Consider the following 24,508-nt stretch of genomic DNA (forward strand, 5'->3'; position numbering starts at 1 on the left):
AAAAGGCTATCGAACATTCGCCAACTTTAGAAGCGCTATTTTATTCTTCCATGGAGGCCTAAACTTATATCCTCACTAACTTAAGGGTAGAACCCAAAATTAAAAGGGGAAATACTAAGAAAACTATCCGTATTCGGGGTTAATAGCGGAACGATATTTCCGGACGTTTCTGGATTATGCTTCTATCTTAACTGGAAATATTTTGATAAAACCTTATAAAAGCAAACGCTAACAACTAAACTTCCGTCGCGTGCGCAGCTCAACAATGAAATCTAGATTGCTCGAAACCAGTCAAAATTTGGATCAGGCGGTAAAGTCTATTGGCTTTGACGGTCTGCTTTTGGGCATTTACTGAATTATAGCCTTGAGCCAGTAGCGCAGTTTGTAGGTTTCCAATTCCCCTTGCAGCGGTAAAGAGAACTCCTTGGCCGAACTGCCTTACTTCTCCAAAATCTTTTTCAAAATCTCCATCATCTCATCCTTTTCCTTCAGCATCCGCTCGTATAGCACAATTTTTTCTTCGTTAAGACGCTTGATCTCTTCCAAAGATTCAAGCCATTTTTCAAGTGGATTGATATTAAAAGTCGGGTAGTAATTATACCCATTTGATTGGTCGTTAAAGGTGTTAGAGATGATATTAACCACTTGATCCTCATCAAAACTCTTAATCGCCTCAGCAGGAACCTTCAAGATCTCCGCCACCTGACGGATCAGGTTCTCCTCCACCTCTTCCTTTTGCTCCAGCAGGCTGATCTTCTTTTGGGACCAGTCCTCCCCCAGCTCGAAGGCCAGAGCCTCCTGCTTGATGCCCATCATCTCCCGGAATCGCTTGATGTTTCTGCCGTGGTGGATCTTGTCGCTCATAGGTGAAGTGGTTAACCCGAAATATGCATTAGCAATTCTATTGCGGACTTAAATTGCTTCGAAATCAGTCACTAAGTTGCTGTTTTCGACTTCACCATAGCGATGCTATGCCTCAGTCTCCAAACAGCCTGATTTCCTTGCAATTTCAGCCCTCACAACGAAAACTAATGCATAATCCGGGTTTAAGAAAGGGAAATTAAGAATTTCCTCCGAATTGACTAAACTAAGATATTCAGGTGGTCGGTTTAATTCAAGCAAACACACACAAACCGGGACATTTGCTGTCTCTATTTCTTCTACCAAGTCTGCCTTTGTAGGCACCGCAGCGACTCAAAAAGTACTGCAACGCTGGAATTTTGCCAGCCTAGCACTAAATCCAAAAAGGATGTGCGCGGTGGCAGGATTTGCCAGCGGGCCAGCGTCCGGCCCCGTGCGGCTGGAGCATTGGCAAATCTTGATTTTTTGGTGACTTTTTTATCAAGAAAAAAGTCACAGTGAAAAGATCGACGGAGGTTTCTCTGACGGGTTGATAGAGAATATCACACCCCTGTATATATCGGCCATGCCTACGGCATTTCCTGGAATTCTTGATCAATCATTCTTTCCAGCCATTGAAATGGCTGGCTAGGTAATCGATCATGCCTACGGCATTGTTTCCAAATATACATTCCCGCCCTGCAAGCTGGCTGCTCGCTGGATTTGTCCACCGGACAAATCCTTTACGCTAGCCCCTCCCATAGGGACGGCCGATATAACCTCACATACCTACGGCATTTTCCAAAGCCCATCCTTCGCAAGAATAATTTATCCCCAACCCCTTCTAAGCTATTCCATCCCAGAATACCATACCCCATTGAAGATCATCAATTTGGACGCATAGTTCCTCCGAAAGGAGCGACCAACCGCACCAAACTGATTGCACGATGGAAAACACATTCAGCACCTGCCGCAGGGCCTTCCGATGTAAAAATCAATACGAGGCCTTTGTCAATTTAAACTATGTCCTCCAAAGTGTAGCCGACGCTTCTTATTGGCTTGAAAAAACCGAAGAGATACAACGGGCTGTATTTGACCACCACATTGATTTTGAAAAGACGTCATCCAATGCACTAATTTATTATGGTCAGCTTTTCCTCAAAGTCATCTACGCCGGTATCCACCTAAAGGAATTTCCCCCAATAGAAAAGAAGACGCTTGACTGGGGCCATCTAGCCGACTCTTGGATTCGGAGTCGGTGCAAAAAAGAATCCGAAACCCTCCTTCCCCTTCAAGTCCTGCAATACGGCCCAAAAAATCTAAGCCAAGATGAAATCCTCGATCCATCTGCTTTTATCAAGGTATTCTATAAGAAACGATCCCTAAAGAAATGGATCAAGCGCTGGAATCAGTTGCGAGAGATGGCTTTCTATAGCGAATCCATTTTTGAGGGAGACGAAGGGGAGTACCTGGAGGACTTTACCTATCTCAAAAAGCTGCTCGAAGCCAGCTACCTGATACTTGTTCGCTATTCTCCCATTTAACCTCCATTCTCATGCAAGTCAAAATCTCAAGAACCGATCAAGACCGGGCAGAGCACTTCAGAAACTTTCTGCAGCTGCTCGTCGAAAAATTCCAGCCTACCCGGATTATCTCTTTTGGAACCCAAACCCTCAAAAATGAGATCTCAGGATGCTTTGCCAGCAAGCAGGCAATTCACCAGCACCATTGCCTGCTCGTCTGCACCGAATCCTCCGCCCGCATCGAGTATGAGGTGCAGGACTTTGCCAATGCCCACTATCACAACGGGCAGGTCACCATCCTGTGTCACGGCGAAGCTGCCGTGCAGGAAGGAATCGAATCCAACAACCGCTTCTTCACGACCGTCCTGGCGCAAGGCAAGCCGCTTTATACCAAAGACGGTTTCTTTGACCTCGAATTCAAGGCATCCTTAGATCCCGCAAAGTGTCTGGCGAAAGCGGAGAAGCACTTTTTTCACCGTACAGGCTTGGCCAAAGGATTCTTGGAGTCAGCACATGCCAGTCTTACAAAGGGACAGTATAACGTCGCGACCTTCTTAATCCATCAGGCCGTAGAGCAGTCCTGCATCCTTCTGATCCGGGTTCATATCGACTACCGTTCCGAGTTTCACAACCTCCATCGGCTGCTGGGCCTGACCCGCTGTTTTTCTGACATTCCTATCGAGCTGATGATCGGAGATCGACCTGCCGACAAAAAACTGTTCAGCCTCCTCACCAGCAGCTATGGAAAGGCGCGATACGCTCCTGATTTCAGCGTCGCCCAAAAAGACGCCGAAGAGCTTTACCAAAAAGCCTCCGCCCTGTTTGAGTTGACCAAGACCATGTGTGCCACCAAGATGGAAGCAATGGCCGCGGAGGTTCCCGATTTCAATTTCCAAACCGAAAACCACTGAAACCATGACAAAAACAAGCCAAACCCCTGACATAAAAAACTTCTATCGCCTGCCCCTCGAGAAAGGCACCTTTGAGCTCACTGAGCAAACCCTCAATCTGCACTCTGAATTCCGAAAACCACATTATTTCTATCACGTCAAGGTGCGGAATATCCATTTCCGGAATGAGATCCTCACCTTGGGGGTGAAGCTGGAGGATGAGCCGGAAAAGCTGATTTACCTAAAAGTCACGCAACACGAGCTCTTGGTCTGCTGCAATGTGGACACCGATCCGGGCCACCTTAGCCGGTATGCCTACTTTGGACTTCTCTCCTTGCTTGACTTTAGAGGCAGCAAATGCTTTAAGGAATACTATTGGCCTGACTTCTTTGATGCCCAGAGCGGCAGAAGCAAATTCCTCACGATATACAATGATCGTCGGGGATTGGACATCTATTTAAAACCCCGATATCCCCACTTCTATCGGCCCGGTGATCCATTGATCGAATGGCACAGAGGATCAGAAAACCCGGAAAAGAATCTGCCCGCTCCACTTTTGCCTGATGAACACCCTTCTTCTGATCCGGCAATTGGATATTTTATTGCTGATGTGAAGCTGGACTCGATTCATTCTAATCATTATCCGTTTCTAATTCCATTTCTCGGCGTTCCGACCAAGGATAAGCAACGAATAAAATCCTATACCTCTATTTTGCTCAGTGAGAATGATATCCAATCCATAGAAATTACTCCCACACAACAAAAGCTAAATGCGATCTGCTTCAGCATGCGCAAACTGGCACCCGTCGAATCAAGAAGTTGGTGGAAACATTTCTCTCTTAGTGCAGAGGAAAAGGAAAACGGAAGCCAGTTGATGGAGCTGTGGCATGAGGCAAAGCACCTTATCCAGTCACAAAAATACATCCACTATTACAATACTCACGGTCTTGTATATCTACCAAGAAGACCGTCACGAAATTGGGTTCGCGCTTGTGCAATTCGGACCGAACCACCTAGACTCGTCATCCTATTGATTGACAAAGGAGAATACTTTCTATTGGAACTGAGGTTTAGAGTAAACAAAAAACTGCACATCCCGGAGAAATCAGACATTGCCTTTTTCATCAATGGAGCTACCGATCCAGAAAACCTCTATTTACTGGATAGGTTTACCGACTATCAGCTCGTCTCCTTTTTTGCGCAGTTTGGATACAAACTCGCTGTGCTGAAATGCCACTATCTGGATGAACTTAAGGACTTTGTCGAGACATTAGCCACCGAATACGAGACTGTCGAACGCTAATGAATTCCTCATCTCAGCGGGTACGCAATCTCTGTTCTCAAGCAACACGGAGGCTAAGCCAGGTTAATATATTACCATACTATGACCAATACAAGATCAATATATAATTATTTATAAAACAATATATAAATGCTTATCTAATTGTTTGAAAACGTTTTTTTGTAAATTTTAGATCGATTTATGATTCAGTTATTGCTTAGTTTGATTACATTCCGCTGTAAATCAAACAGTAAGCATATGGCACGGATCACAAGTTCGATTCTCGAGGGGCTATCGGGAACCATCGGGGAATTGGTCATCTACCAAGTAGACGGTAAAACCTACAGTCGCAAAAAACCCGGAAAACAAAGTAAAGCCACCAAAGCGAAGACTTCTCCAGCAAAACGCAAGTCACAGTCGGTGATAATTCAGACTCAGGCTTTCCTCAAAAACATCGCACATATCCTCCGGTTTGGCTATCAGAACCATATAGACGGTGCAAGAAGAGCCTATCATGAAGCGGTATCCTACACTTCCACAAACTGCTTCAAGGAGGAAGGAAAATCAAAGGTACTGGACATCAGTTTGGTGAAAGTAAGCCGGGGAAGTCTTATGGGGCCACAAGATCCCAAGGCCATCCGTGTTGCCGATGGAGTTGAGTTCAGCTGGACTGACAATTCTGAGCAAGGCTCAGCCAGGTTTTCAGATCAGGCCTTTGTTGTGTTGTACAACACATCGGGACAAGGCTCGGAATGGGTGTTTTTGGGAAGTTTTAGATCGATTGGAGAACACAAACTCCCCTTTACAAATAGCAATTCCGACGCGCAGTGGCATGCCTGGATCGCTTTCAGTCAAGAAAATCCCTGGACTAAAAAAAGAACGCTTTCCGATTCGGTTTACTTGGGGATTATGTAAGAGATATGATTATCGCACAATTGTACCGCTAACCTGATCTTTGTTTTCGGGGCTGGGATGCCCCGTCGCAGGGAATCGAAGACTGAGCAGAGAACTACAAAAACCTGAAGAGTCCGCTTGGCAAGATCGACGAAATTATTAATTTAGTCGCGACACCGCCCAGAAGGCCTGTAGGCAATCGAGAGAGAGTTGCAATAGGATAATAGGTCACTGGGGTTCGTCGAAGCGTTATGGAGTATTGTTTTAGGATAGAGAATAACCGCGAAGGATAAACAACAAAAAAGTAAATCTGTGGCTAAGAAGCTTGTTTCAATCGGATTCGTTTCCGCGACATTGTTGCTTTTGATTTACACTGACCCTCTCTGGACAAGATACCCCGGCGGATTTTGGATACCTTTAATATTCTTGTTTGTAGCGGCCGGATTTTTCTGGTTGATCATCAAACTAATTAAAGAAATAATCAGACTGATAAAAAACAGGAAGGATTTCAAACCAAATCATTTATCTCCAACAATTCTGATTATTGTAGTTTTATGTTTTACTTTTTTAAACTCATTCTCGTTCGACATTGAGGACAAGATTTATGGGAAGGTAGTTTTCCGAGCTTGCTACGAGGGAACACAAAATCAAGCGACTTTCAAACTCAGAGAGGGGAATAGATTTGAAATTCATGCAACAGGTGTATTCTTCTATGATGAGTATTTTACAGGACAATACATTCAACGCGGCGACACCTTATACTTAGACTATGACAGAGGTGTGCTCGGAGCTATCGGAGACAAAGTTTTCATGAACAATCGGGACAAAGTTTTAGAGCCAACAAACAACAATTCAGACAGCACAAGACGACCGTTGAAATTCTATTACGGCTATTGCAAAGGCTTGAACTAAAAACACATATCTCAATAAGACGCATATCAACAGTCCCACATCTTTCCTTCTCCAGCCTCTTTTTCCAAATCTCCACTTTCTCCCGCTTTGACCCAAAAGCCACTCATCAGTCGGTGTCCCAATGACGGGATCAGCTTTAAATCCCCTCCTGCTCCAGCAAATAAACCAACGCAGTCATAGCTGCTGCCCCCAACTCGAGTTCCCGCTGATCCACTGCTTCAAAGACGTCTGCCTCGGTGTGGTGATAGATGAAATACTTTTGCGAGTCCGGCTCCAAACCAATCAAGATCGGCCCCTGCGCTCTCAGCGGGCCGATATCGGCTCCTCCTCCCGGCTTTTCCAGATTCCAAACCTGATATGGCCTGAAGTACGCCGACCAGCTCGCCAGTTTGGCGCGCTGCTCGTCCGAACCGGTGGATGAAAATCCGATCGGCAAAAACCCTCCAGAATCCGACTCAATGGCCGCAATGTGCTTTTCTCCTTTTTCCTTGGCAATCTTGGCGTATTCCTGTCCCCCGCGGAGTCCATTTTCCTCATTCATCCACATCACGGCCCGGATGGTTCGCTTTGGCTTCCAGCCAAATTCCTTGTACAATCTCAGGGCCTCAATCCCCTGCATACAGCCCGCTCCGTCGTCGTGCGCTCCCTCTCCGACATCCCAAGAGTCCAGATGTCCGCCGACCGCGATGATTTCCTCCGGCTTTTCAAATCCACGGATCTCACCGATCACATTGTAGGACAGCTTGTCCGGCTTCATCTCTCCGTGAGATTCCAGATAGAGTTTCAAACCTGGCTGCTCGGCGAGCAGCTCGCTGAGCAGTTCGGCGTCCTGCGTGCTGATGGCCAAGGCGGGGATTTTGGGAAAATCAGGGTTGTAGCGTTGGTTGCCGGTGTGGGGGATGTCATCAATCCGATTGCTGAGTGAGCGGACGATGGAGCCGATAGCGCCGAGCTTGGAAGCCTCGCCTGCACCGGCACTCCGCTGGGCATTGGCTCCCCCATAAGCGGTGAAGGCATCGATCATGGTAGGATCCATCGGCCCGTTGAAGAAGACGATCTTGCCGCGGACTTTCTCTCCCAGTTCCTTGAGCTCCGGGATGCTTTTCACCTCCACCACCTCGCCTACCAGACCTTTTGGCCCGGTCCCCTGAGTATTTCCCAAGGCCAAAGCCGTGAGTTCCAGCTGCCCATGCTTGCCGGAATTGATAATCTTAACCACGTCTTTGCCGCCTCGCTCCCAATGCGGCACCATCACCGGCTGGAGGTACACGGTATCAAAGCCGTAACTTTCCATCAACTGGCGAGTCCATTCCACCGCCGCTGCCGCGCCGGCAGAACCTGCAAGCCGGTTGCCGATCTCCTTGCAGAGATAGCGGAGATTCTGATAGGTGTGGCCGCTGGAGAGCTCCGCATCGTAGATTTTTTTGATGTTGGCTTCGTGATCTTGCGCCATGGAAAATCCCGGCAAAAGGAGGAGGAGTAAAAAGAGTTTCTTCATTGTTTGATAGACTTGAACCAAAATATAAGGAAAGGAGAAATGGGTTTGAAGATTTTTTGACGGTTGGAAAATTTGAATTTAAACCTTTCTCAAAACCCTGTCTGCATTTCACAGTTATACCCCAAATAATCAACCCGTTCGCACCTGCATTTATCCTTCTTTTTTACCGTCTTAGAAATAAATTTTGGATTTGAATCCCAATTGATCAAAATTGAGACAATAGAAAACTTCTACTCGAATAAACCCCTAATCAGATAACCTATGACAAACCTTTTACGACGGCATTCTCCTCTTCTCTTTTTCCTACTGCTCGGGTTTCTGGCCTGTAAGTCTGAACCCGAGGAAGACACCTCCAAACCCGAAGACAACCGGTTCACCAAGGTCGTGCTGACCGAGGGTATGGACGAACCGATGGAGATGACTTTCCTCCCCGGAGGCAAGATCCTTTTTGTGGAACGAAAAGGCGGCGTCAAGATCCTCGACGAAGCGAGCGGGGAAGTCACCCTCGTCGCCACCATCCCGGTGAACACCAAGTACACCAACAAAGAAGGTGTGATCCGCGAAGCAGAGGAAGGACTGATGGGTGTGATCGCCCATCCCAACTATGCCCAAAACAACTGGATTTACATGTACTATGCAGATTCTGCGGATGCCAAGCACGTGCTGGCAAGATGGGAACTGAAAGGAAATGAACTGGTAGCTTCCTCCAAAAAAGTCATTTTGGAAGTGCCGACTCAGCGTCAGGAATGCTGCCACACGGGAGGCGGGATGGTTTTTGATGCGGAAGGAAACCTCTATCTAACTGTCGGAAACAACACCGTAAACCCCCGGGAGGGCTCCTCCAATCTGGACGAAAGACCGGGCATGGAAAACGCCGATGACCAGCGTGCTCCAGGAAACACCAACGACCTAAGAGGAAAAATCCTGAGAATCCACCCCGAAGATGACGGGACGTACACGATCCCTGAGGGAAATCTTTTCCCGGTAGGGACAGAAAAAACCAAACCTGAGATCTACACCATGGGTCACCGAAACGCATGGCGACCAACCATCGACTCCAAGACCGGCTACCTCTATTGGGGTGAAGTCGGTCCGGATGCCTCCGTGGACTCCATCTGGGGACCCAAAGGCTACGATGAATTTAACCAGGCAAAAGGCCCGGGCTTCTTCGGCTGGCCGTATTTCATCGGCGACAACTTTCCCTACAACCGCCACAATCACGCAGACAGCTCCTATGGCGCTCCCTTTGACCCCGCTAATCCAGTCAATGAATCGGTCAACAACACCGGTTTGAAGGAATTGCCCAAGCCGGTGCCTGCGATGATCTACTATCCTTACGGCACATCGGATGTATTTCCTCAGCTCGGCAGTTCGGGAAGAAGTGCGACCGGCGGGCCGGTTTTCCGCAAAGCGGATTTCAAAGACGCTCCGTTTACCTTTCCGGCTTACTATGAGGGCAAATGGCTGATCGTCGACTTTATGCGGGGATGGATCTTTGCCGTGTCTATGGATGAAAACGGCGACTACCAAAGCATGGAGCGATTCCTGCCCAATGAGACTTTCAGCTCGGCAATCGACATGGACTTCGGCCCGGACGGTGCGCTGTATATCCTGGAATACGGCTCGGCCTGGTTCCGGGGCAATGCTAATTCCCGTCTGATCAAGATCGAATATAACAAGGGCAACCGCAAACCAAACGTCACCGCCACTGCTGACAAGACTTCCGGGGCTTTGCCGTTGGCAGTGAATTTCAGTTCCGAAGGCACAAACGACTTTGATGACTATGATGCCGGCAAACTTACCTACGAATGGAAAATCACCAACGGGTCAGGTTTTGACCAGACCCTGACCGAAGCCAATCCGAGTTTCACTTTCTCTGAAGCCGGAACTTATCAGGTAACCCTGACGGTCACTGATACCAAAGGCGAGAAAAACTCTGCTTCCCTGGAGATCATCGCCGGAAACGAGCCTCCGGTGGTAGCGATTGACTTTGGCGGTATGAACAAGTCCTTCTGGTTTGGGGAAAAAGAACTTCCGTACTCCATCACGGTCTCCGACAAGGAAGACGGCAGCACAGCCGACGGAAAGATCAGTGCGGAAGAAGTAGCCGTGACTTTCGACTACGTGCCGGCAGGTTTTGACCCGATCGAGATCGCCTCCAAGCAAAGCGGAGTGGAATCTGCTGCGATCCTCAACCTTGGCAAAAACCTCATCGAGGGCAGTGACTGCAAGTCCTGCCACCAATACGACAAGACCTCCATCGGCCCGAGCTACGAAGCGGTGGCCGAAAAATATCCCAACTCAGCCGAAAACACGAAGTACCTGATCGGCAAGATCATCAACGGCGGAGCAGGTGTCTGGGGTGAGCACGGGATGGCAGCGCATCCGTCGCTGAGCGAAGCCGATGCGAAAAGAATGGTAGACTACATCCTCTCGATGAATGACGAGCAGGCCAATATTGCTTCCCTTCCGCTTAGCGGAAAGGCGAAAGCAGTCGTGCCAGAAGGCGAAAACGGCCAGGGTAGCTTCCTCTTGAGAGCTTTGTACACAGACAAAGGTGCAGGAGCGATCAGCACGCTTTCCGGAGTGGACTATGTCGCGCTGCGAAATCCGTTCCTCGATCCCCAGCTTTCTGTAGATCGCAAAGGCGTTACTCTGATGACCACTCCAAGCGTGAGCTTTATGATGATTGGCAATGATTCGCACATCGCCCTGAAAGGAATTGACCTCACCGGAATCCAGCAGATCGATGTGATCGCTAACATCAGCCAGCGAAACAGCGCAATCGGCGGTTCGGTAGAGATCCGACTGGGTTCACCGACCGGAGAGATCCTGGGACAATCCGAAAAAATCGGCCGGGTGGAGATGGGCTTCCGTCCTCCGCAGGGGACGAATATGTTGGATTGGAGACGGCAAGTTGCTCCACGGGCCAAGGTGGCTATCAAACCGGTGACCGGACTTCAGGACATTTACCTGATCTTCAAAAATCCGGAAGCAAAAGGCGAGGAAGTGCTGATGAGCATCATTGAGATTGAATTTAAGAATGCAAAAGTGAATTGATCCCAAAATCAAAGCAAAAACGGCTTCAGAGACCTAGATCTCTGGAGCCGTTTTCATTTAAAAAAATCTCATACTAAAAATCAATGCCCGAACCTTAATCTATTCCAACCAAGGCCTGGCAAAGCACCCTAAAAGGATTTTTTACATCAAGGACATTCTCGAAGGCCTCATAATCCACCCAAACAAACCCATCGTCTCCCCATTGTTCTCCCCAGGAATTGACCAGTTTGAAGGCTTTATTCTGGTCCGAATATCCCACTACCAGCATGGCATGAGCGCCATAAACCTCGTCTTTTTTCACCTGGTGTGGCCGATAGGCAGTCAGCCCAAGGTCATCCTTTTTTCCAAATTCCTTATCCAATCCCATCGCAACGACTACAGGCTTCCCTTGAGTAATCAAGGTCTTCACTTCAGCAACCAAGTTGACTCCACTCAAGATCTTATAATCGCTCATCTTGTATTCGCTGGCATTTAGACGTTGATTTTCATTAGGCTGCACATTACAACCGGTGGATTGGTAGGGGAAAATATCCCATTCGCTTGCCCCTTGATCTACCAAGAGCTGCATCGCGCTTCCAATCGACGTTCCTTTACATTGGCCTTTTGTGAGTTGATTGTAGATGTAAGAAGGGCTCAGTCGCACACTGGCTACCCGCGAAGTGTTTTCGGAGTAATTGGAGAGCAAACTCCTGCCATAATAAGCCGTGGCCCAAGCGGTACAGGAACCAAGCCTGCCTTGATTTCCTACTTCCGGAAGAAATGATGAGAGATCAAAAGTTGCCGGAAGATTATCGGGAATTACCAGATTCTTTAGGGTCATATCCCCATCTGGAGGAGCACCTGCGAAACCGTAACAATAGGTATTATCACACCCCATACCGTATTCTTCCCCGGATTCGTCGATAAAGATTTCACCATTTTGCGAAAGGGGGTCTGTGTCAAGTATGGCCGTAAACTCATCTTTGTCAAAACAGCCCGTAAGGATAAAAAATAGGATTAGAATCAGGCTTATCCGCTTCATAGATCTTGGGTTTAGGCTGAAAACGAATATTCTTTTTCATCCGCTACAGCCTGTAGAATTTTTTGTCTTCTTCGGGCTTCAGGACAATAAATTCATCTTCTCATTCAGCTAGATCCAACATATTTTGTCTTGTATTGGCCCGATTACTCCTCCTCTAAAACCAACCTGCAGCACAGTTAGCGGCTTAGCTTCAGATAATTGCGGCTTGAACGGTATGAAAAAGCCTTGGCTTTTTCTCTTCTCTCTCAAAAAACACATGAACTCGAAATACGGATTGAAGCCCGCCATCCGATCGGAAAGGGCCTAGATCGGCCTCTCCTTTTTCCTCTGTGGTGTAAAAAGAAGCGATGTTTATCTTTGGACAAATGCACTATTTCCAAGTTTACCGGATGGAAAAGTAGTTGAGAAGGTATATTTTCAGCCACATTTTTACCCAAATCCAGCCCTCGCTTCAAAACTGTTGTATGAGAAAAAACCCTTTCATCCCTGTGCCACTTTCCTTTTTGCTGACAGGCCTTGTCTTTAGTTTCTTTTGCACTGCTGTAAAAGCACAGGAAACAGGCGAAGACTGGTTGGTAGACGGAAAGTCCAGACCGGCAAAAGTGGTCGAGGTGTCTCCAAAAGAAATCCAACTGACCAACGGCCTGATCCGGCGAAGCTTTCACCTTTCGCCAAATCTGGTTTGCTATGATTTTGCAAACCTCAGCACCGGCGAGCAGCTCCTCCGCACGGTCATGCCTGAAGCGAGAGTCACACTGGATGGCAAAGTCTATGAAGTTGGCGGGTCGCTGAACCTAAAAGAGAGAGGATTCTTCAAGAAAGAGTGGCTTTCAGAAGTCTCTTCGCCTACTGCCAATTTCCAATATCAGTCCTACGCAGTCTCTGAAATTACCCCGCTGTTTCCATCGAAAAGCCGGTTTTGGGCAGGCGAAGAAAAAGGAGCGAAGGGCAAAAAAGTCTCCTTTTCCTATGCCCATCCAGATCTCTCGGGCATTGTTTTGAAGATCCACTACGAAATCTACGATGACCTTCCCCTGATCGGGAAATACCTGACGCTGGAAAATAGTGGACAAAAACCGATTCACATCAATCAGGTGGTGCATGAAATACTGGGAACCGTAGAGGAAGAATCTGCGGTAGTGGGAAGTACCGGAGAGATGAAAAAACCGCATCAGCTCTATGTGGAGAGTGACTTTGCTTTCAACAACTCCATGAATGCCGAACTGAGCGATCAGGCCCGACACTGGAAACAGGATTCGGCCTACACCTCCCAAGTCAACTACAACTACCAAACCCCTAGCACGCTGGAGATCTATCCGGAGAAAGGCATCGGGATCGACCTGCAACCCAAGGAAGATTTTAGATCGATCCGCAGCTATGAGTTGGTGTTGGACAGCTATGACCGGGAAAGAAACGGCCTGGCGAGACGGAAGATGTATCGGGCGCTCACTCCCTGGGCGATGCAGAATCCGATCTTCATGCACTTGGTCAGCAAGACCGACGAGCAGGTCCGAACGGCCATCGATCAGTGCGTCGCGACGGGATACGAGGCAGTGATCCTGAGCTTTGGCAGCCACATCGACATGGAAGATACGACAACGGCCAACCTGTCCCGATGGAAAGATCTCGCTGACTACGCCCACTCGAAGGGCATCAAGATCGGCGGTTATTCGCTCTTTTCATCCAGAACAATCGGACCGGAAACGGATGTGATAAGCCCCTTGACGGGCAAACCGGGCGGGGCATTTTTCGGCAATGCACCCTGCCTCGGTAGCGAATGGGGACTCTCTTACCTGGAAAAGCTGAGAAACTTCTACAGCCAAACGGGCTTTGATATCTTCGAAAATGACGGCCCCTACCCCGGAGACGTCTGCGCTTCGACCTCCCATCCCGGCCACAAAGGTTTGGAGGATTCCCAGTGGACCCAGATCAACCTGCAAAAGGGCCTGTACCAATGGATGAACGGCGAGGGAATCTACATCAACGCGCCGGATTGGTATTTTCTGGATGGCACACATAAGATCGCGATGGGCTACCGCGAGGTCAACTTTGCCTTGCCGCGTGAGCGGCAGAAAGTCCTGAACCGTCAAAACATCTATGATGCTACTTGGGAAAAAACGCCCTCGATGGGTTGGGGTTTTGTGCCACTGACAGCCTATCACGGCGGCGGAGCGGACGCGGTACTGGAACCTCTCAACGATCATTTGGTGGATTACAAGCAGCTGATGATGCAGTATTATGGTGCGGGGATTCAGGCTTGCTACCGGGGGCCGAGACTCTATGACACCGAGGAGACCAAGGAAGTGGTGATCTCGGTGATCGACTGGTACAAAAAGTATCGGAGCATCCTAAATGCCGACATTGTACGCCTGAGAAGAGCCGATGGAAGGGATTGGGACGGCTGGATGCACGTAGACCCTGCAGGAGATCAAAAAGGTCTGATCATGCTTTTCAATCCGACATCGGAGTCGATCAAGAAGGAAGTGACTTTGCCCCTTTACTACACCGGACTGACTGACAAAGCCAGCATCCGACTGGAAGATGGAAGCTCAAAATCCTTTGCTCTAAACAGGAATTATGAAGTTTCACTTCCTGTAGAAATCCCTGCAAACGGCTATACTTGGCTGGTAGTGGAATAGTTTGTGAGTCAACAGTCCATAGTCGACAGTCCACAGCGGGTGCAGGAAAGTCAATGAAAATGCGAACCATCACACATTTGGTGGATCCTACACGATGGCAAATTATAGGGTCTCCGATAGCCCAAACCCAGACATAAAGGGTTGTATCAGGACAGTAAGTGTGGGCAAAACCCTTATATTTTCGACTCTTTCCATTCCTGAAAATGCCCCGAGTATCCCAAAAGTCTCTTCTGTTCACCAAAGTGCCTGCCCTGGTTGCTTTCTTCATCCTATTCCTGGCAAGCTTTCCATTGCTGGCGCAAGACGGCTCTTCCGATTCTGGCTTTTGGCTCTGGCAGCTATTCGGAAGGCTGCATCCCATGATCGTCCATTTCCCGATCAGTCTCCTGATCTTCGCGGGATTTCTGGAGCTTTTTACGTTCAAAAACTTCAAGCATCCGCTTCGTCCGGGCATCCGAATCCTGGCTTTAGCAGGAGCGATCAGCGCAATCTTTTCCGCGGTCTTCGGACTGCTTCTGGCAAACAACGAAGGCGTGACCGGCCAGATCCTGGATATCCATCAGTGGATCGGCATCGTATCGGCAGGTCTGAGTTTGGTGTTGCTTTTTTTCCTGCGGAAAAGAAAACCTAAAACCAAGGCCATCCCTATCTACAGAACCCTTCTATTTATCTCCGGGATCGGCGTCGGGTTGGCGGGACATTTCGGCGCTTCGCTCACCCACGGCGAGGACTTTCTGACAGAGGTTTTACCCCGAGCGGAGGATGATTCGGACGCGCCCGAATCTCTGACCATCGATTTGTCCACATTCACTGCTGATATTTCACCCGATCAGGAGATCCAACTGGTCACCAATGTGAGATCGGTATTTGCGCATAATTGCTACAAATGTCACTCCGGCTCCAAGATCGAAGGCGAACTTCGCCTCGATGAAAAGGAATTTGTATTCGCAGGCGGGGAAAACGGGCCGGTCATCGAACCCGGAAATCCCGGAGCGAGCGAGCTTATCCGCAGGATTTCCCTCTCCAAAAATCACGACGACGTCATGCCTTCCAAAGGCAAGTTGCTCAGCAAGGACGAGATCAAACTCCTGACACTTTGGATCGAGAAAGGCGCTCCCTGGCCGGACGGTGTCGCCCAGCAATCCATCTATCGGGTTGCGGCATTGGCCCCCAGAAATCCCGCTTTGCCTCCGGCTCAAGCCGGACTGGAAAACCCCATCGACCGCTGGGTGGACCAATATTTTCAGCAAAATGAGCTCGAATGGAGCGAAGTGGTGGATGACCGGACCTACCTGCGAAGAGTCTATCTCGACGTCGTTGGCTTACTCCCAACTCCGCAGGAACTGGCCGCCTTCGAAAAAGACCCAAATCCCGACAAACGTAAGATCCTGCTTCAAGACTTGCTCAGCCGAAAGGATGACTTTGCGCAGCACTGGCTCACCTTTTGGAACGATCTGCTTCGCAATGACTACACCGGAACGGGCTACATCACCGGCGGTCGCTTCGCCATTACGGACTGGCTTTACGCCTCGATCCGCGACAACAAACCCTACGACCAGTTTGTCAAAGAACTCCTCAACCCAAGCGACAAGTCCAAGGGATTCATCGAAGGAATCCGCTGGCGAGGAACTGTCAACGCCTCCCAGCGCGTGGAAATGCAGGCTGCCCAGAACGTCGGGCAGGTGATCCTCGGGCTCAATCTGAAATGTGCCTCCTGCCACGACAGCTTCATCAGCGACTGGAAGCTGGAAGAGTCCTACGCCTTTGCCAATATCTTCGCCGACTCCACGCTGGAGGTCAGCAGGTGTGAGATTCCCACCGGCAAGATGGCCAAGACGAAAATCCTCTGGGAGGAGCTGGGAGATATTGACAGCACGGCCGCCAAAGCAGAAAAACTCCTCCAACTGGCCGACCAGCTTGTGCAGCCTGCCAATGGCAGAATGTACCGAACGGTCGTCAACCGAATCTGGAAGCAGATGATGGGCAGAGGTATCGTGGAGCCGGTGGATGAGATGGACAACGAACCTTGGAGCCAGGATTTGCTGGATTGGCTGGCGGTGGACTTTGTAGAAAACGGCTACGATCTCAAGCGTCTGGTCTTCCAGATCGCCTCCTCCAGGATCTACCAAAGCCAATCAATCGCATTTGATTCTCCTGAAAAACTGCGCGCGGATGACTTCAAATTTCAGGGAATCGTGAGCAGACGACTGACAGCCGAGCAGTTTTCGGACGCAGTGAGTCAACTGGCCTCGCCGCTTTTCGACTCCACCGAGGTCAAATTCAAACCGTACGAGTTGATCCCTGAGGCTAAAACCAGTCTCAACTTCGCCCGCGCCTCTCTGGTCGTCAACAATTCCTTTGTCACGGCACTCGGTCGTCCCAACCGCGAGATCGTGTCCACGAGCCGGGATAGCCAGGCAAGTTTGCTTCAGGCACTGGAGATGAGCAACGGTGACCGGCTCAACAAATCGCTGGAAAAAGGAGGTGCCGGCTGGGCAACGAGGTATCCCGACACTGAGCTACTGACTCGGGAGCTTTATGCCCGGGCACTGCTTCGAAGTCCAAATGAAAAAGAGCTCGCGGTGGCAAAAAAGGTTTTCGGTGAAAAACCGGAAGCAACCGAGGTCCAGGATTTACTCTGGGCGGTGTTTCTGCTTCCCGAGTTTCAAATGATTTATTGATAAGTACCCATGCCCCTGTGAGTGTCTTCACTCACAGGAAAACAAAAAGAAAGTTCCTATGAAAACTCTCCAAAGCCGTCGCGATTTCCTAAAAAAAACCAGCGCCGCCGCCATGGCCACTATGGGTATGGGCGCTCCTTTGGCTGGATTGCTTTCGTCCTGCGGCACCACGACGTTACCCTCCACCGCGGATTCTGTGATATTGCTTTTCATGGCAGGTGGAATGGCGCATACTGAGACCTTTGATCCGAAAAAATATACTCCTTTCCGCAAGGGCATGGAGTCCAAAGAAGTCCTGAGTACGTTCCCTTCCATCCCCACCAAACTCGACGGAATTCAAATTTCCGAAGGTTTGGAAAACATTGCCTCAATCTTGGACAAGGGGACGCTAATCCGCTCCTACCAGGCCGCAGATTTGGGACATATCCTCCACACGCGACACCAGTATCACTTTCACACCTGCTACGAGCCGCCGCAATCCGTCGTCGTGCCACATCTCGGAAGCTGGATCGCCAAGGAAAAAGGAGCTTTGAATCCGGTCATTCCGCCTTTCATCAACATTGGTCAGGATTTTTCCGTGGGAGAAGGTGAAGAATTGAAGGCATTTCACAGCGCAGGGTTTCTCGGATCGGAGCACGGGCCGTTTTTGATTCCAGACCCTTCCACCGGGCTGGAAGCTGTCCGGCCTCCCGTGGGAATGGATTCGAAGCGATTTGAGTCCAGAAATCAGCTGTACAAAGACTTGATCTCGGCTGGACCGATGGGAGAATTTGGCTCCGACTATCAGAAGGAATCACTCAAACGCTCCATGGAGCAAGCCTACATGTTGCTGAATTCACCGGAAGCGAAGGCTTTTGATCTGAGTCAGGAACCCAAAGAAAATTACGACAAGTACAACACGGGGAAGTTTGGACTAGGCTGCCTCCTGGCCAAGAGGCTGGTAGATCAGGGAGCCCGCTACATCACGGTGACGACGGAATACGTCCCGTTTTTCGGTTGGGACACGCATGACAACGGCCACACCCGACTCAAGGACATGAAAAAGATGATCGACGCGCCGATCTCGCAACTGATCAAGGATCTGGATCAAAGCGGAAGATTGGATCGAACGCTGGTCATCGTGGCAAGCGAATTCAGCCGGGACATGCTGACCGAAGGCCGTCCGGATCTGAAGGTGCTCGACCAGGTGGAAGTGCCGGATATCATCGACGATTTAAAGAACTACGGGATGCACCGGCATTTCACAGATGGCTGCTCGATGCTGATGTTTGGTGGTGGGATCAAAAAGGGCCATGTATTCGGTAAAACTGCCGACGAGCGTCCCTGCAAAACGATCGAGAATCCAATCAAGATCGATGGCATTCATCAGACAGTTTACCATGCTTTGGGTATTCCTCCTGACAAAAATTACGAGATCGAACAGCGTCCCTTCTACACCACACCGGACGGACATGGGAAGGTTGAGTATGGGTTGTTGGCAAACGCTGAGGTCTGATCATTCCTTTCCAGCAAATCTGCCTGAAATCAAAAACCTGAGTCCAATAGAAACAAACTCATTGTTGAGCAAAAAGTACTCCTCGGAAGGTTCTTTAAGGGTAGAAATGTTGTACTGTATCTCCAACTTCGCCTGGGGAAATCCTCCGCGGATCAGAATCCCGGGTTCGAACATCACTTTGTGGTTTATTTCGTCAAGAAATTCTCCGGAGTTGATCGGCATTCCATCCAAAACCAGTTGCAGGTCATCGCCCGAGGTGATGTTCAAATAAGAAATTCTTGGAGTGAGCGCCATGTCAAAATACCTGGTGGTAAAACCAATGCTGGGCTGAATAAAGGGCTTGATATAGTTTACATGAAGCTTTGATCCGCTATTGACTATAGACGTATTCTTGATGGAGGCTGTTCCGACTCCTGCGTAGCCTTCGTAGCTAATCTTCTTGTCCGGATTCCCACCGAAAAGCCCCACCCCCAGCTCAAAATAGGAGCCTTTTCCTTCCCATTCGTCACCTTGATCTTCGGCTCCTTTCATGGAATAGAAGCTGGAAATGACTCCTACCTTGTCCGAGATGGCATAGGCTCCCTGAAGCCCCACTCCATTGGCTATCCAGGCGCCATCGCTGCTGGAGTAGCTCACCTGCCCGCTAAACTCCCCCTTCTCTTGTAGCAGCGGGACGTTCTGTCCCACATTCGAATACAATACCGGGCCGCATGCATAAAAACTGGCAGCCGCTAAGAACAAAAGCAGAAATCTGAGAGAAGCTTTCATGACCAATTTATTTTGAGTGAAAATCATCTTATCGAATTTCGAAAAGTCCCATTAGTAGTGAGCTTCACGAATTACTTATCGGATATCTGTTTTTATTCCTTTTCACCAAAAAACCGAAAGCTCCCAACCATCACCACATCCGGCGCATTTTTATCCAAAACGATCCAGAAGTATCTGAAAAAATCCAGTTCAAATGGAAAATACGCCGCCGGTCAGAAATCAGCAACCTTGGGAAAAGCATCCGTTAAACCTTCTGTCCCACCCAAAATCAAAGACGGATACATTCAGTAACAATCAAACCAAACCATTTTAAAACATGAAATTGATTACCACTTTAATCCTTGCAGCCGGAACATTGCTCGCTACCAACACCACCCTGGCTCCTGCCACAGTAAACAAGACCGAAAGCACCGTCACCTGGAAAGCTGAGAAAGTGACAGGAAAGCACTGGGGCTATGTGCCGATCTCGGATGCCCAGCTCGACGTGGCAGGTGGCAAGATCACCGGTGGCTCCTTCGAAATGGACATGACCAACCTGACTGTGGAAGATCTGACCGATCCAAAATCAAAAGGCAATCTCACCAATCACCTGAAGTCTGACGACTTCTTCTCCGTGGAAAAATTCAACAAGTCCACCTTCAAAATCAAAGAAGCAAAGACTACCAATGGCACCGACTACACCATCTCCGGTGACCTGACGATCAAAGGCACGACGCAGCCGGTTTCTTTTCCTGCCAAAGTATCGGTGTCCGGCAAAGAACTCACGGCTACCGGAGAGATCACCTTTGACCGTACCAAATTCGACATCAAGTACAGATCCAGCAACTTCTTCGAAGACCTGGCCGACAAAGCCATCTACGACGAAGTGAAACTGGAAGTGAAGCTGGTAGCGACTATTTGATTGGAAAATTGAAAGATTTCAAAATTAAAAATTAGGCCTGGACGCAATTCCAGGCCTTTTTTTATGACTCCAGCAAACTTTGCAAAAACTTTGCAAAAGGCCGGATATTCTGAGCCGAACTGGCTGATTCCAGCGCGTTCATGTACTCTTCTCTCCTGCTCATGGGCACAATTGTCCAGGGATATCCGCCGGAAGCCATTAATAGATTCATCAGAAACCGGGCAATCCGGCCATTTCCATCCACATACGGATGGATATATACAAAGGCAAAATGGCCCAAAACAGCTCGAACCGCAGCACTTTCTTCTGAAGAAAGCAATTCAAAATAGGCAGGCATCAAATCCCTGACCAGCTCGCTTCCCGGCGGCACATGCTTGGACTGACGGATGTAAACAGGCTGATTGCGATATCCCGCCAAGTCTGAGGCACGGATAATCCCTGCCTCTACGCTCGGTGCAAATAGCTCCCGATACCAAGTCCGATGCGCAGACTCTGCAACTTTTCCGGATTCAGCACCTTCAAGCACGGCTTGGAGTTCTTTTTTCACTGACTGAAAGGCAAGCCAATACCCTCTGGCGGCCATTGCATCCCGATGCTGCCGGTCTGAATCCCGGGCCTCCGGCTGCCAATTCCCCGCTTTGATTCGCTCGATCAAGTCTGCCGATACCCGATAGCCTTCGATCGAAAGCGAGTTATAGGCATCGTTGACAAAGAGGTCAGAAACGCGCTTGAGGTAGCCTTCACGGTCCGCAGGTATCCCCGGCTCTTCGGGAAACTCTTCCAAAACCGTCTCCCTCATGCTCGCCCACATCAGATGAAGGCGGTTTACCTGAGGCAAAACCTGCCTCGAAGGAAGCAACAAAGTACTCGGAGCCGCAAATGGATCCTGCTCGGTGACCGCGTAGCCCACGCTCCGCATCCCAGCCAAGATATCATCTGCTATTGCATCCCGTCCGATATTCCGAAAGGCTCCAGCCAGTCTTCCCGCTACCACCGAATGGCCTCCGTCGAGAAGCTTGCGAAGCAAATCTGTGCCATCCCGAAAGGTGGCCAAAGCTGCCCGCACATCTACGGGATTGTTGCGAAAGAAAACTTCTGGACTATAAATGAGGGCCGATCCCAGGGAAAACAGCCGCAGTCCATGTGCGTCCACGACTGTCTCTTCTGCATCTGCCATCTTCGCTCTGGTCTCAAAGATGGATGTATCAAATGGCAATTGGGTAGTCTGGTTACGGGCACCGGGAGCCCGAACCAGCAACTGTCTGGGTACAGTGAGATTGCCAGCATGGAGAATCACCGATTGCTCGGGTGACAGGCTCCATTCCTTCCCAAACCGCTCCTCGAGGTATGCAGCACAGAAATACCAAAAGGAAGTGTACCAGGAAGTACTCTCCCCCGCAGGCTCATCCGGTCGGGTAGGAACATACCATCCCCGCATCACCTCTTTCAAAAAACCCGAACGAACCAGGCGCTCCCGATGGGTACGGCTCAGATCGGATGATTTGACGGCAATCTTTTCTACTTCCTGAAGATCCTTGAGGATGGTCAGGGAGTTAGCGAGTCTTTCGGAGATTGTAGCCATTCTTTCCTTTTTCCAAAGGTAATTTAGCTTTTACGGTTTTACAATTTTTAGCTTATATTGTTTTACAATTTTTAGCTTTTAATGATCTACAATATTTAGCTTTTAATGTTTTTTTTGTTTTAGCTTTTAATGCTTCTCAGGAAAAGGTCAACCTCCATAAACAAAAGCAGGCCGGAAAATTGACTTCCGGCCTGTTTTTTTCTTCTCTTTTGGGAGAAAGCTAAATCTCCTGCGCCGAACTCACCTGCTATTTGCAGTGGAACGAACCTCCACCCAAAAATCAACGAGGTCGGTTTGAACCATCCTCGCACCGGGAGCGACCAAGTCCAGAGCAAGTTTGGGATCAGGGGTCGAATTCAATTTCCGGTCTAAATCCCCTAGGGAATTGATCCAGGTCTTCATCTCAAATTTGCGGCAAACCTTCATCGTCTTACTTGTGTAAAAGCTCGGATCGATGTGAACCATCGCCGGTGCGAAGCGCTTTTCCACAGCATAAATATCCTCCACAGAATACGTTCTCGGCATCAGTTGGGCCTCTGGCATGAGACTGCGGACATGATCCAGCACGTCCCAATCCGAGTCGAAGAAAAACACCTGATCTGCCATATCCAATTCTTGTATGATAGGTACGAGATACTGGACTTTTTCAGTCTTTAGATCCAGGTCCACATAGACTTTCCCTTTGGCCAATTCCAAAGCTTCCCGCAGCGTGGGAATGTATTGGTCGGACTGGGTACCGTCGGTATTTTTCAGCTTTACCTTCTTGATCTGCTCGGCTGTCATGGTTTCCAGCGGGCCGCGGGCAGATACTGCAGTCCGGTTGACGGTGGCGTCATGGAGGAGAACGGGAACTCCATCTGAACTCACTTTGACATCAATCTCAATAATATCCACTCCGAGACGGATCGCTTCACGAATAGCCGCCAGGCTGTTCTCCGGATAAACTGCATGTGCAGCCCTATGGGACGCAATGACCAAACTGTCCGGATGGTCCATCCGAACTTTAATTTCACTCAATTGGGCTTGTGCTCCTTGGGAAAGCAGGACAAAAAACAGCAGCACGAAAGAAATTCGGGAATTCATGTTTGTGGGAGTCAATCGTTTCTTGAACCGGTTCGTTCGGGCGTGGATGGGATCTTGTTAACGATCTTGTTGCCGCCTTTTTTCTTGGTCATCACAAAGCTGTCATAAAGTTCGCCAGTACCCATGTACGACTCATACACCAGTTCGTCGCCGTTGATACGGATCGTCTGGAACAGCTGCGTGTTGAAGGCACTTCTCACCATCCATTCCTGCTTATTTACATCATACATCTTTGGTCCCGCCACAGACACCACGTAGACCGGACCTTTGTCGTAGTCCAATTTATCTGACCCGGCAATGGTATTGGCCTGGCCTCTTGCATAGGCATGATCATGCCCCTGCAGGACCATATCCACTCCAAACTCTTCGAAAATCGGTCTAAAATCCGCCAGCAACTTCACATTCGTCCGCTCCGCCTTGGTCGCATAAACCGGATAATGAATAAAGACAAAAGTCCATTTCTTGGGATTGTTGGTCAAAATATCGCGTAACCATGCTTTCTGGATTTCCAGCATCTCATTGGACTCATCGATCTGCTCGGTGTCCAAGGAGATCAGCTTCACGTCGGCATAGTTGACTTCGTAGGCTGTTTCTTGCAATTCTGCCACACCGATCGGACCGTTTGATGGCAGGTTAAACTGCGCTCTCCAGTGCTCGGTAATCTTGACATCGCGAAACTCATGGTTGCCGGGAGTCATGATCGTCGGGATCGATGAATGCAAAAATGCGCCTCCCTTGAACCATTCGCCCCATTCCAAATCCGAATTGTGACGGTTGATCAAGTCGCCCGCATGCAAGGTGACATCGACACGACCTGACTTCAGGTGCGACTCCCGATATACTCGGCTCCATTGAGACAAAATATTTGTCTGCGCATCTCCATAGTACAGGATCGAAAATCCTGCTTTAGAATCCGGCATCTGGATCTGAAACCATTCACTCCACAATCCCGGCTTGCCTACCCTATACATGTACATCGCGCCTGGAGTCAATTGATCGACTTTGACCGCGTGATTATTGAAATTCAAGATCGGCTCATCTTCCTTTTCCGTGGTGAATTTGGAAGTGCTGGCGGAAAACTTCCTGACATCCTTCTGGAATTCCGGTCCGGGTGTTGCCGGTGCCAGCTCGAGAAATGACTCAGTGACGGCAGATTCCGTTCGCCAGTTTACTGCAATGGAAGTCTCACCGTTTTCGCCGGGATGAAGGATGATTCGGTCTGGTCGCGATCCCGCAATCGCCATCTTGCCGGGAATGGAATCCGCGATCTGGGCGACACTTTGGAGATGGGTGAGCAAGCCAATGGCGAGACCCAATACCAGAGAAGTTCTGAATTTAATGTTCATAGAATGATAGAAAGTAAAAGCAGAACGACCGTTACCCACGATCATTCTGCCAAAAAAAACCACAGTCATATTACCTCATCAAGGTATTAATCG

At 49.1% G+C, this 24,508-nt stretch carries 17 protein-coding genes; 10 read left to right on the forward strand and 7 right to left on the reverse strand.

Translation table 11 applies throughout. From position 1 onward, the window contains the following. Positions 1–438 precede the first annotated feature (438 nt). The gene (locus tag G459_RS0110215; RefSeq protein WP_026967571.1) at positions 439–864 is read right to left on the reverse strand and encodes a helix-turn-helix domain-containing protein; all 426 of its coding nucleotides are present in this window, start codon (positions 862–864) and stop codon (positions 439–441) included. Between the two features lie 923 nt (positions 865–1,787). On the opposite strand from G459_RS0110215, the gene G459_RS0110225 reads away from it, so the two are divergent. The 5 genes from G459_RS0110225 (at position 1,788) to G459_RS0110250 (ending at position 6,341) form a co-directional block, all read left to right on the forward strand. Then, complete coding sequence (locus G459_RS0110225) at positions 1,788–2,384, forward strand: hypothetical protein (protein ID WP_026967572.1); 597 nt, start codon at positions 1,788–1,790, stop codon at positions 2,382–2,384. An 11-nt stretch (positions 2,385–2,395) separates the two neighbouring features. After that, positions 2,396–3,274 carry a HEPN domain-containing protein gene (locus G459_RS0110230; protein WP_026967573.1) on the forward strand — a complete coding sequence of 293 codons (879 nt, stop codon included), beginning with the start codon at positions 2,396–2,398 and terminating at the stop codon, positions 3,272–3,274. A 4-nt stretch (positions 3,275–3,278) separates the two neighbouring features. Continuing rightward, entirely contained in the window at positions 3,279–4,556 is a 1,278-nt protein-coding gene (locus G459_RS0110235) for a hypothetical protein (RefSeq protein ID WP_026967574.1), read from the forward strand. A 237-nt stretch (positions 4,557–4,793) separates the two neighbouring features. After that, positions 4,794–5,450, forward strand: a complete 657-nt coding sequence (locus G459_RS0110240; protein ID WP_026967575.1) for a DUF6266 family protein — start codon at positions 4,794–4,796, stop codon at positions 5,448–5,450. 291 nt (positions 5,451–5,741) lie between these two features. Then, positions 5,742–6,341: a hypothetical protein gene (locus G459_RS0110250; protein WP_157373312.1), complete on the forward strand. Its 600-nt coding sequence runs from the start codon at positions 5,742–5,744 to the stop codon at positions 6,339–6,341. A 136-nt stretch (positions 6,342–6,477) separates the two neighbouring features. Here the strand turns inward: G459_RS0110250 and G459_RS0110260 are convergent, their stop codons facing one another. Continuing rightward, positions 6,478–7,839, reverse strand: coding sequence for a M20/M25/M40 family metallo-hydrolase (locus tag G459_RS0110260; protein ID WP_026967577.1), 1,362 nt, complete (start codon positions 7,837–7,839; stop codon positions 6,478–6,480). A gap of 261 nt (positions 7,840–8,100) precedes the next feature. Here G459_RS0110260 and G459_RS0110265 point away from each other — a divergent pair, with 261 nt between their 5' ends. Then, positions 8,101–10,899, forward strand: a complete 2,799-nt coding sequence (locus tag G459_RS0110265) for a PQQ-dependent sugar dehydrogenase (RefSeq protein ID WP_026967578.1) — start codon at positions 8,101–8,103, stop codon at positions 10,897–10,899. Positions 10,900–10,993: 94 nt separating this feature from the next. On the opposite strand, the gene G459_RS0110270 is transcribed toward G459_RS0110265, so the two are convergent. After that, positions 10,994–11,920: a C1 family peptidase gene (locus G459_RS0110270; RefSeq protein ID WP_026967579.1), complete on the reverse strand. Its 927-nt coding sequence runs from the start codon at positions 11,918–11,920 to the stop codon at positions 10,994–10,996. 464 nt (positions 11,921–12,384) lie between these two features. Between G459_RS0110270 and G459_RS0110280 the strand changes: the two genes are divergently transcribed. The 3 genes from G459_RS0110280 to G459_RS0110290 all read left to right on the forward strand — a co-directional run bounded on the left by G459_RS0110280 (position 12,385) and on the right by G459_RS0110290 (position 18,735). After that, positions 12,385–14,559, forward strand: coding sequence for an alpha-galactosidase (locus G459_RS0110280; RefSeq protein WP_051315164.1), 2,175 nt, complete (start codon positions 12,385–12,387; stop codon positions 14,557–14,559). Between the two features lie 203 nt (positions 14,560–14,762). After that, positions 14,763–17,240 carry a DUF1549 domain-containing protein gene (locus G459_RS0110285; RefSeq protein ID WP_084454455.1) on the forward strand — a complete coding sequence of 826 codons (2,478 nt, stop codon included), beginning with the start codon at positions 14,763–14,765 and terminating at the stop codon, positions 17,238–17,240. Positions 17,241–17,298: 58 nt separating this feature from the next. After that, entirely contained in the window at positions 17,299–18,735 is a 1,437-nt protein-coding gene (locus G459_RS0110290) for a DUF1501 domain-containing protein (protein WP_026967583.1), read from the forward strand. Here G459_RS0110290 and G459_RS0110295 read toward each other — a convergent pair whose 3' ends face one another. Beyond that, a complete protein-coding gene (locus G459_RS0110295) occupies positions 18,736–19,503 on the reverse strand; it encodes a hypothetical protein (RefSeq protein WP_157373313.1) in 768 nt (255 codons plus the stop codon). Between the two features lie 316 nt (positions 19,504–19,819). On the opposite strand from G459_RS0110295, the gene G459_RS0110305 reads away from it, so the two are divergent. After that, positions 19,820–20,404, forward strand: a complete 585-nt coding sequence (locus G459_RS0110305; protein WP_026967586.1) for a YceI family protein — start codon at positions 19,820–19,822, stop codon at positions 20,402–20,404. A gap of 61 nt (positions 20,405–20,465) precedes the next feature. On the opposite strand, the gene G459_RS0110310 is transcribed toward G459_RS0110305, so the two are convergent. From G459_RS0110310 to G459_RS27205, 3 genes are all read right to left on the reverse strand, one after another. Then, complete coding sequence (locus G459_RS0110310) at positions 20,466–21,986, reverse strand: Fic family protein (RefSeq protein WP_026967587.1); 1,521 nt, start codon at positions 21,984–21,986, stop codon at positions 20,466–20,468. A 240-nt stretch (positions 21,987–22,226) separates the two neighbouring features. Then, the gene (locus tag G459_RS0110315) at positions 22,227–23,069 is read right to left on the reverse strand and encodes a glycerophosphodiester phosphodiesterase family protein (protein ID WP_026967588.1); all 843 of its coding nucleotides are present in this window, start codon (positions 23,067–23,069) and stop codon (positions 22,227–22,229) included. Between the two features lie 11 nt (positions 23,070–23,080). Next, positions 23,081–24,415 (reverse strand): purple acid phosphatase family protein, encoded by a 1,335-nt coding sequence (locus tag G459_RS27205; RefSeq protein ID WP_169725018.1) that lies wholly within the window; start codon positions 24,413–24,415, stop codon positions 23,081–23,083. Positions 24,416–24,508 lie beyond the last annotated feature (93 nt).

Origin of the sequence: Algoriphagus terrigena DSM 22685 (genome assembly GCF_000429445.1) — a bacterium.
Lineage (GTDB): Bacteria > Bacteroidota > Bacteroidia > Cytophagales > Cyclobacteriaceae > Algoriphagus > Algoriphagus terrigena.

Coding starts and splice junctions, on each gene's coding strand:
- G459_RS0110315 (WP_026967588.1), bottom strand. CDS start 23,069: ATGAATTCCCGAATTTCTTTCGTGCTGCTGTTTTTTGTCCTGCTTTCC.
- G459_RS0110265 (WP_026967578.1), top strand. CDS start 8,101: ATGACAAACCTTTTACGACGGCATTCTCCTCTTCTCTTTTTCCTACTG.
- G459_RS0110235 (WP_026967574.1), top strand. CDS start 3,279: ATGACAAAAACAAGCCAAACCCCTGACATAAAAAACTTCTATCGCCTG.
- G459_RS0110295 (WP_157373313.1), bottom strand. CDS start 19,503: ATGAAAGCTTCTCTCAGATTTCTGCTTTTGTTCTTAGCGGCTGCCAGT.
- G459_RS0110285 (WP_084454455.1), top strand. CDS start 14,763: ATGCCCCGAGTATCCCAAAAGTCTCTTCTGTTCACCAAAGTGCCTGCC.
- G459_RS0110215 (WP_026967571.1), bottom strand. CDS start 864: ATGAGCGACAAGATCCACCACGGCAGAAACATCAAGCGATTCCGGGAG.
- G459_RS0110290 (WP_026967583.1), top strand. CDS start 17,299: ATGAAAACTCTCCAAAGCCGTCGCGATTTCCTAAAAAAAACCAGCGCC.
- G459_RS0110230 (WP_026967573.1), top strand. CDS start 2,396: ATGCAAGTCAAAATCTCAAGAACCGATCAAGACCGGGCAGAGCACTTC.
- G459_RS0110310 (WP_026967587.1), bottom strand. CDS start 21,986: ATGGCTACAATCTCCGAAAGACTCGCTAACTCCCTGACCATCCTCAAG.
- G459_RS0110280 (WP_051315164.1), top strand. CDS start 12,385: ATGAGAAAAAACCCTTTCATCCCTGTGCCACTTTCCTTTTTGCTGACA.
- G459_RS0110260 (WP_026967577.1), bottom strand. CDS start 7,839: ATGAAGAAACTCTTTTTACTCCTCCTCCTTTTGCCGGGATTTTCCATG.
- G459_RS0110240 (WP_026967575.1), top strand. CDS start 4,794: ATGGCACGGATCACAAGTTCGATTCTCGAGGGGCTATCGGGAACCATC.
- G459_RS0110305 (WP_026967586.1), top strand. CDS start 19,820: ATGAAATTGATTACCACTTTAATCCTTGCAGCCGGAACATTGCTCGCT.
- G459_RS27205 (WP_169725018.1), bottom strand. CDS start 24,415: ATGAACATTAAATTCAGAACTTCTCTGGTATTGGGTCTCGCCATTGGC.
- G459_RS0110225 (WP_026967572.1), top strand. CDS start 1,788: ATGGAAAACACATTCAGCACCTGCCGCAGGGCCTTCCGATGTAAAAAT.
- G459_RS0110270 (WP_026967579.1), bottom strand. CDS start 11,920: ATGAAGCGGATAAGCCTGATTCTAATCCTATTTTTTATCCTTACGGGC.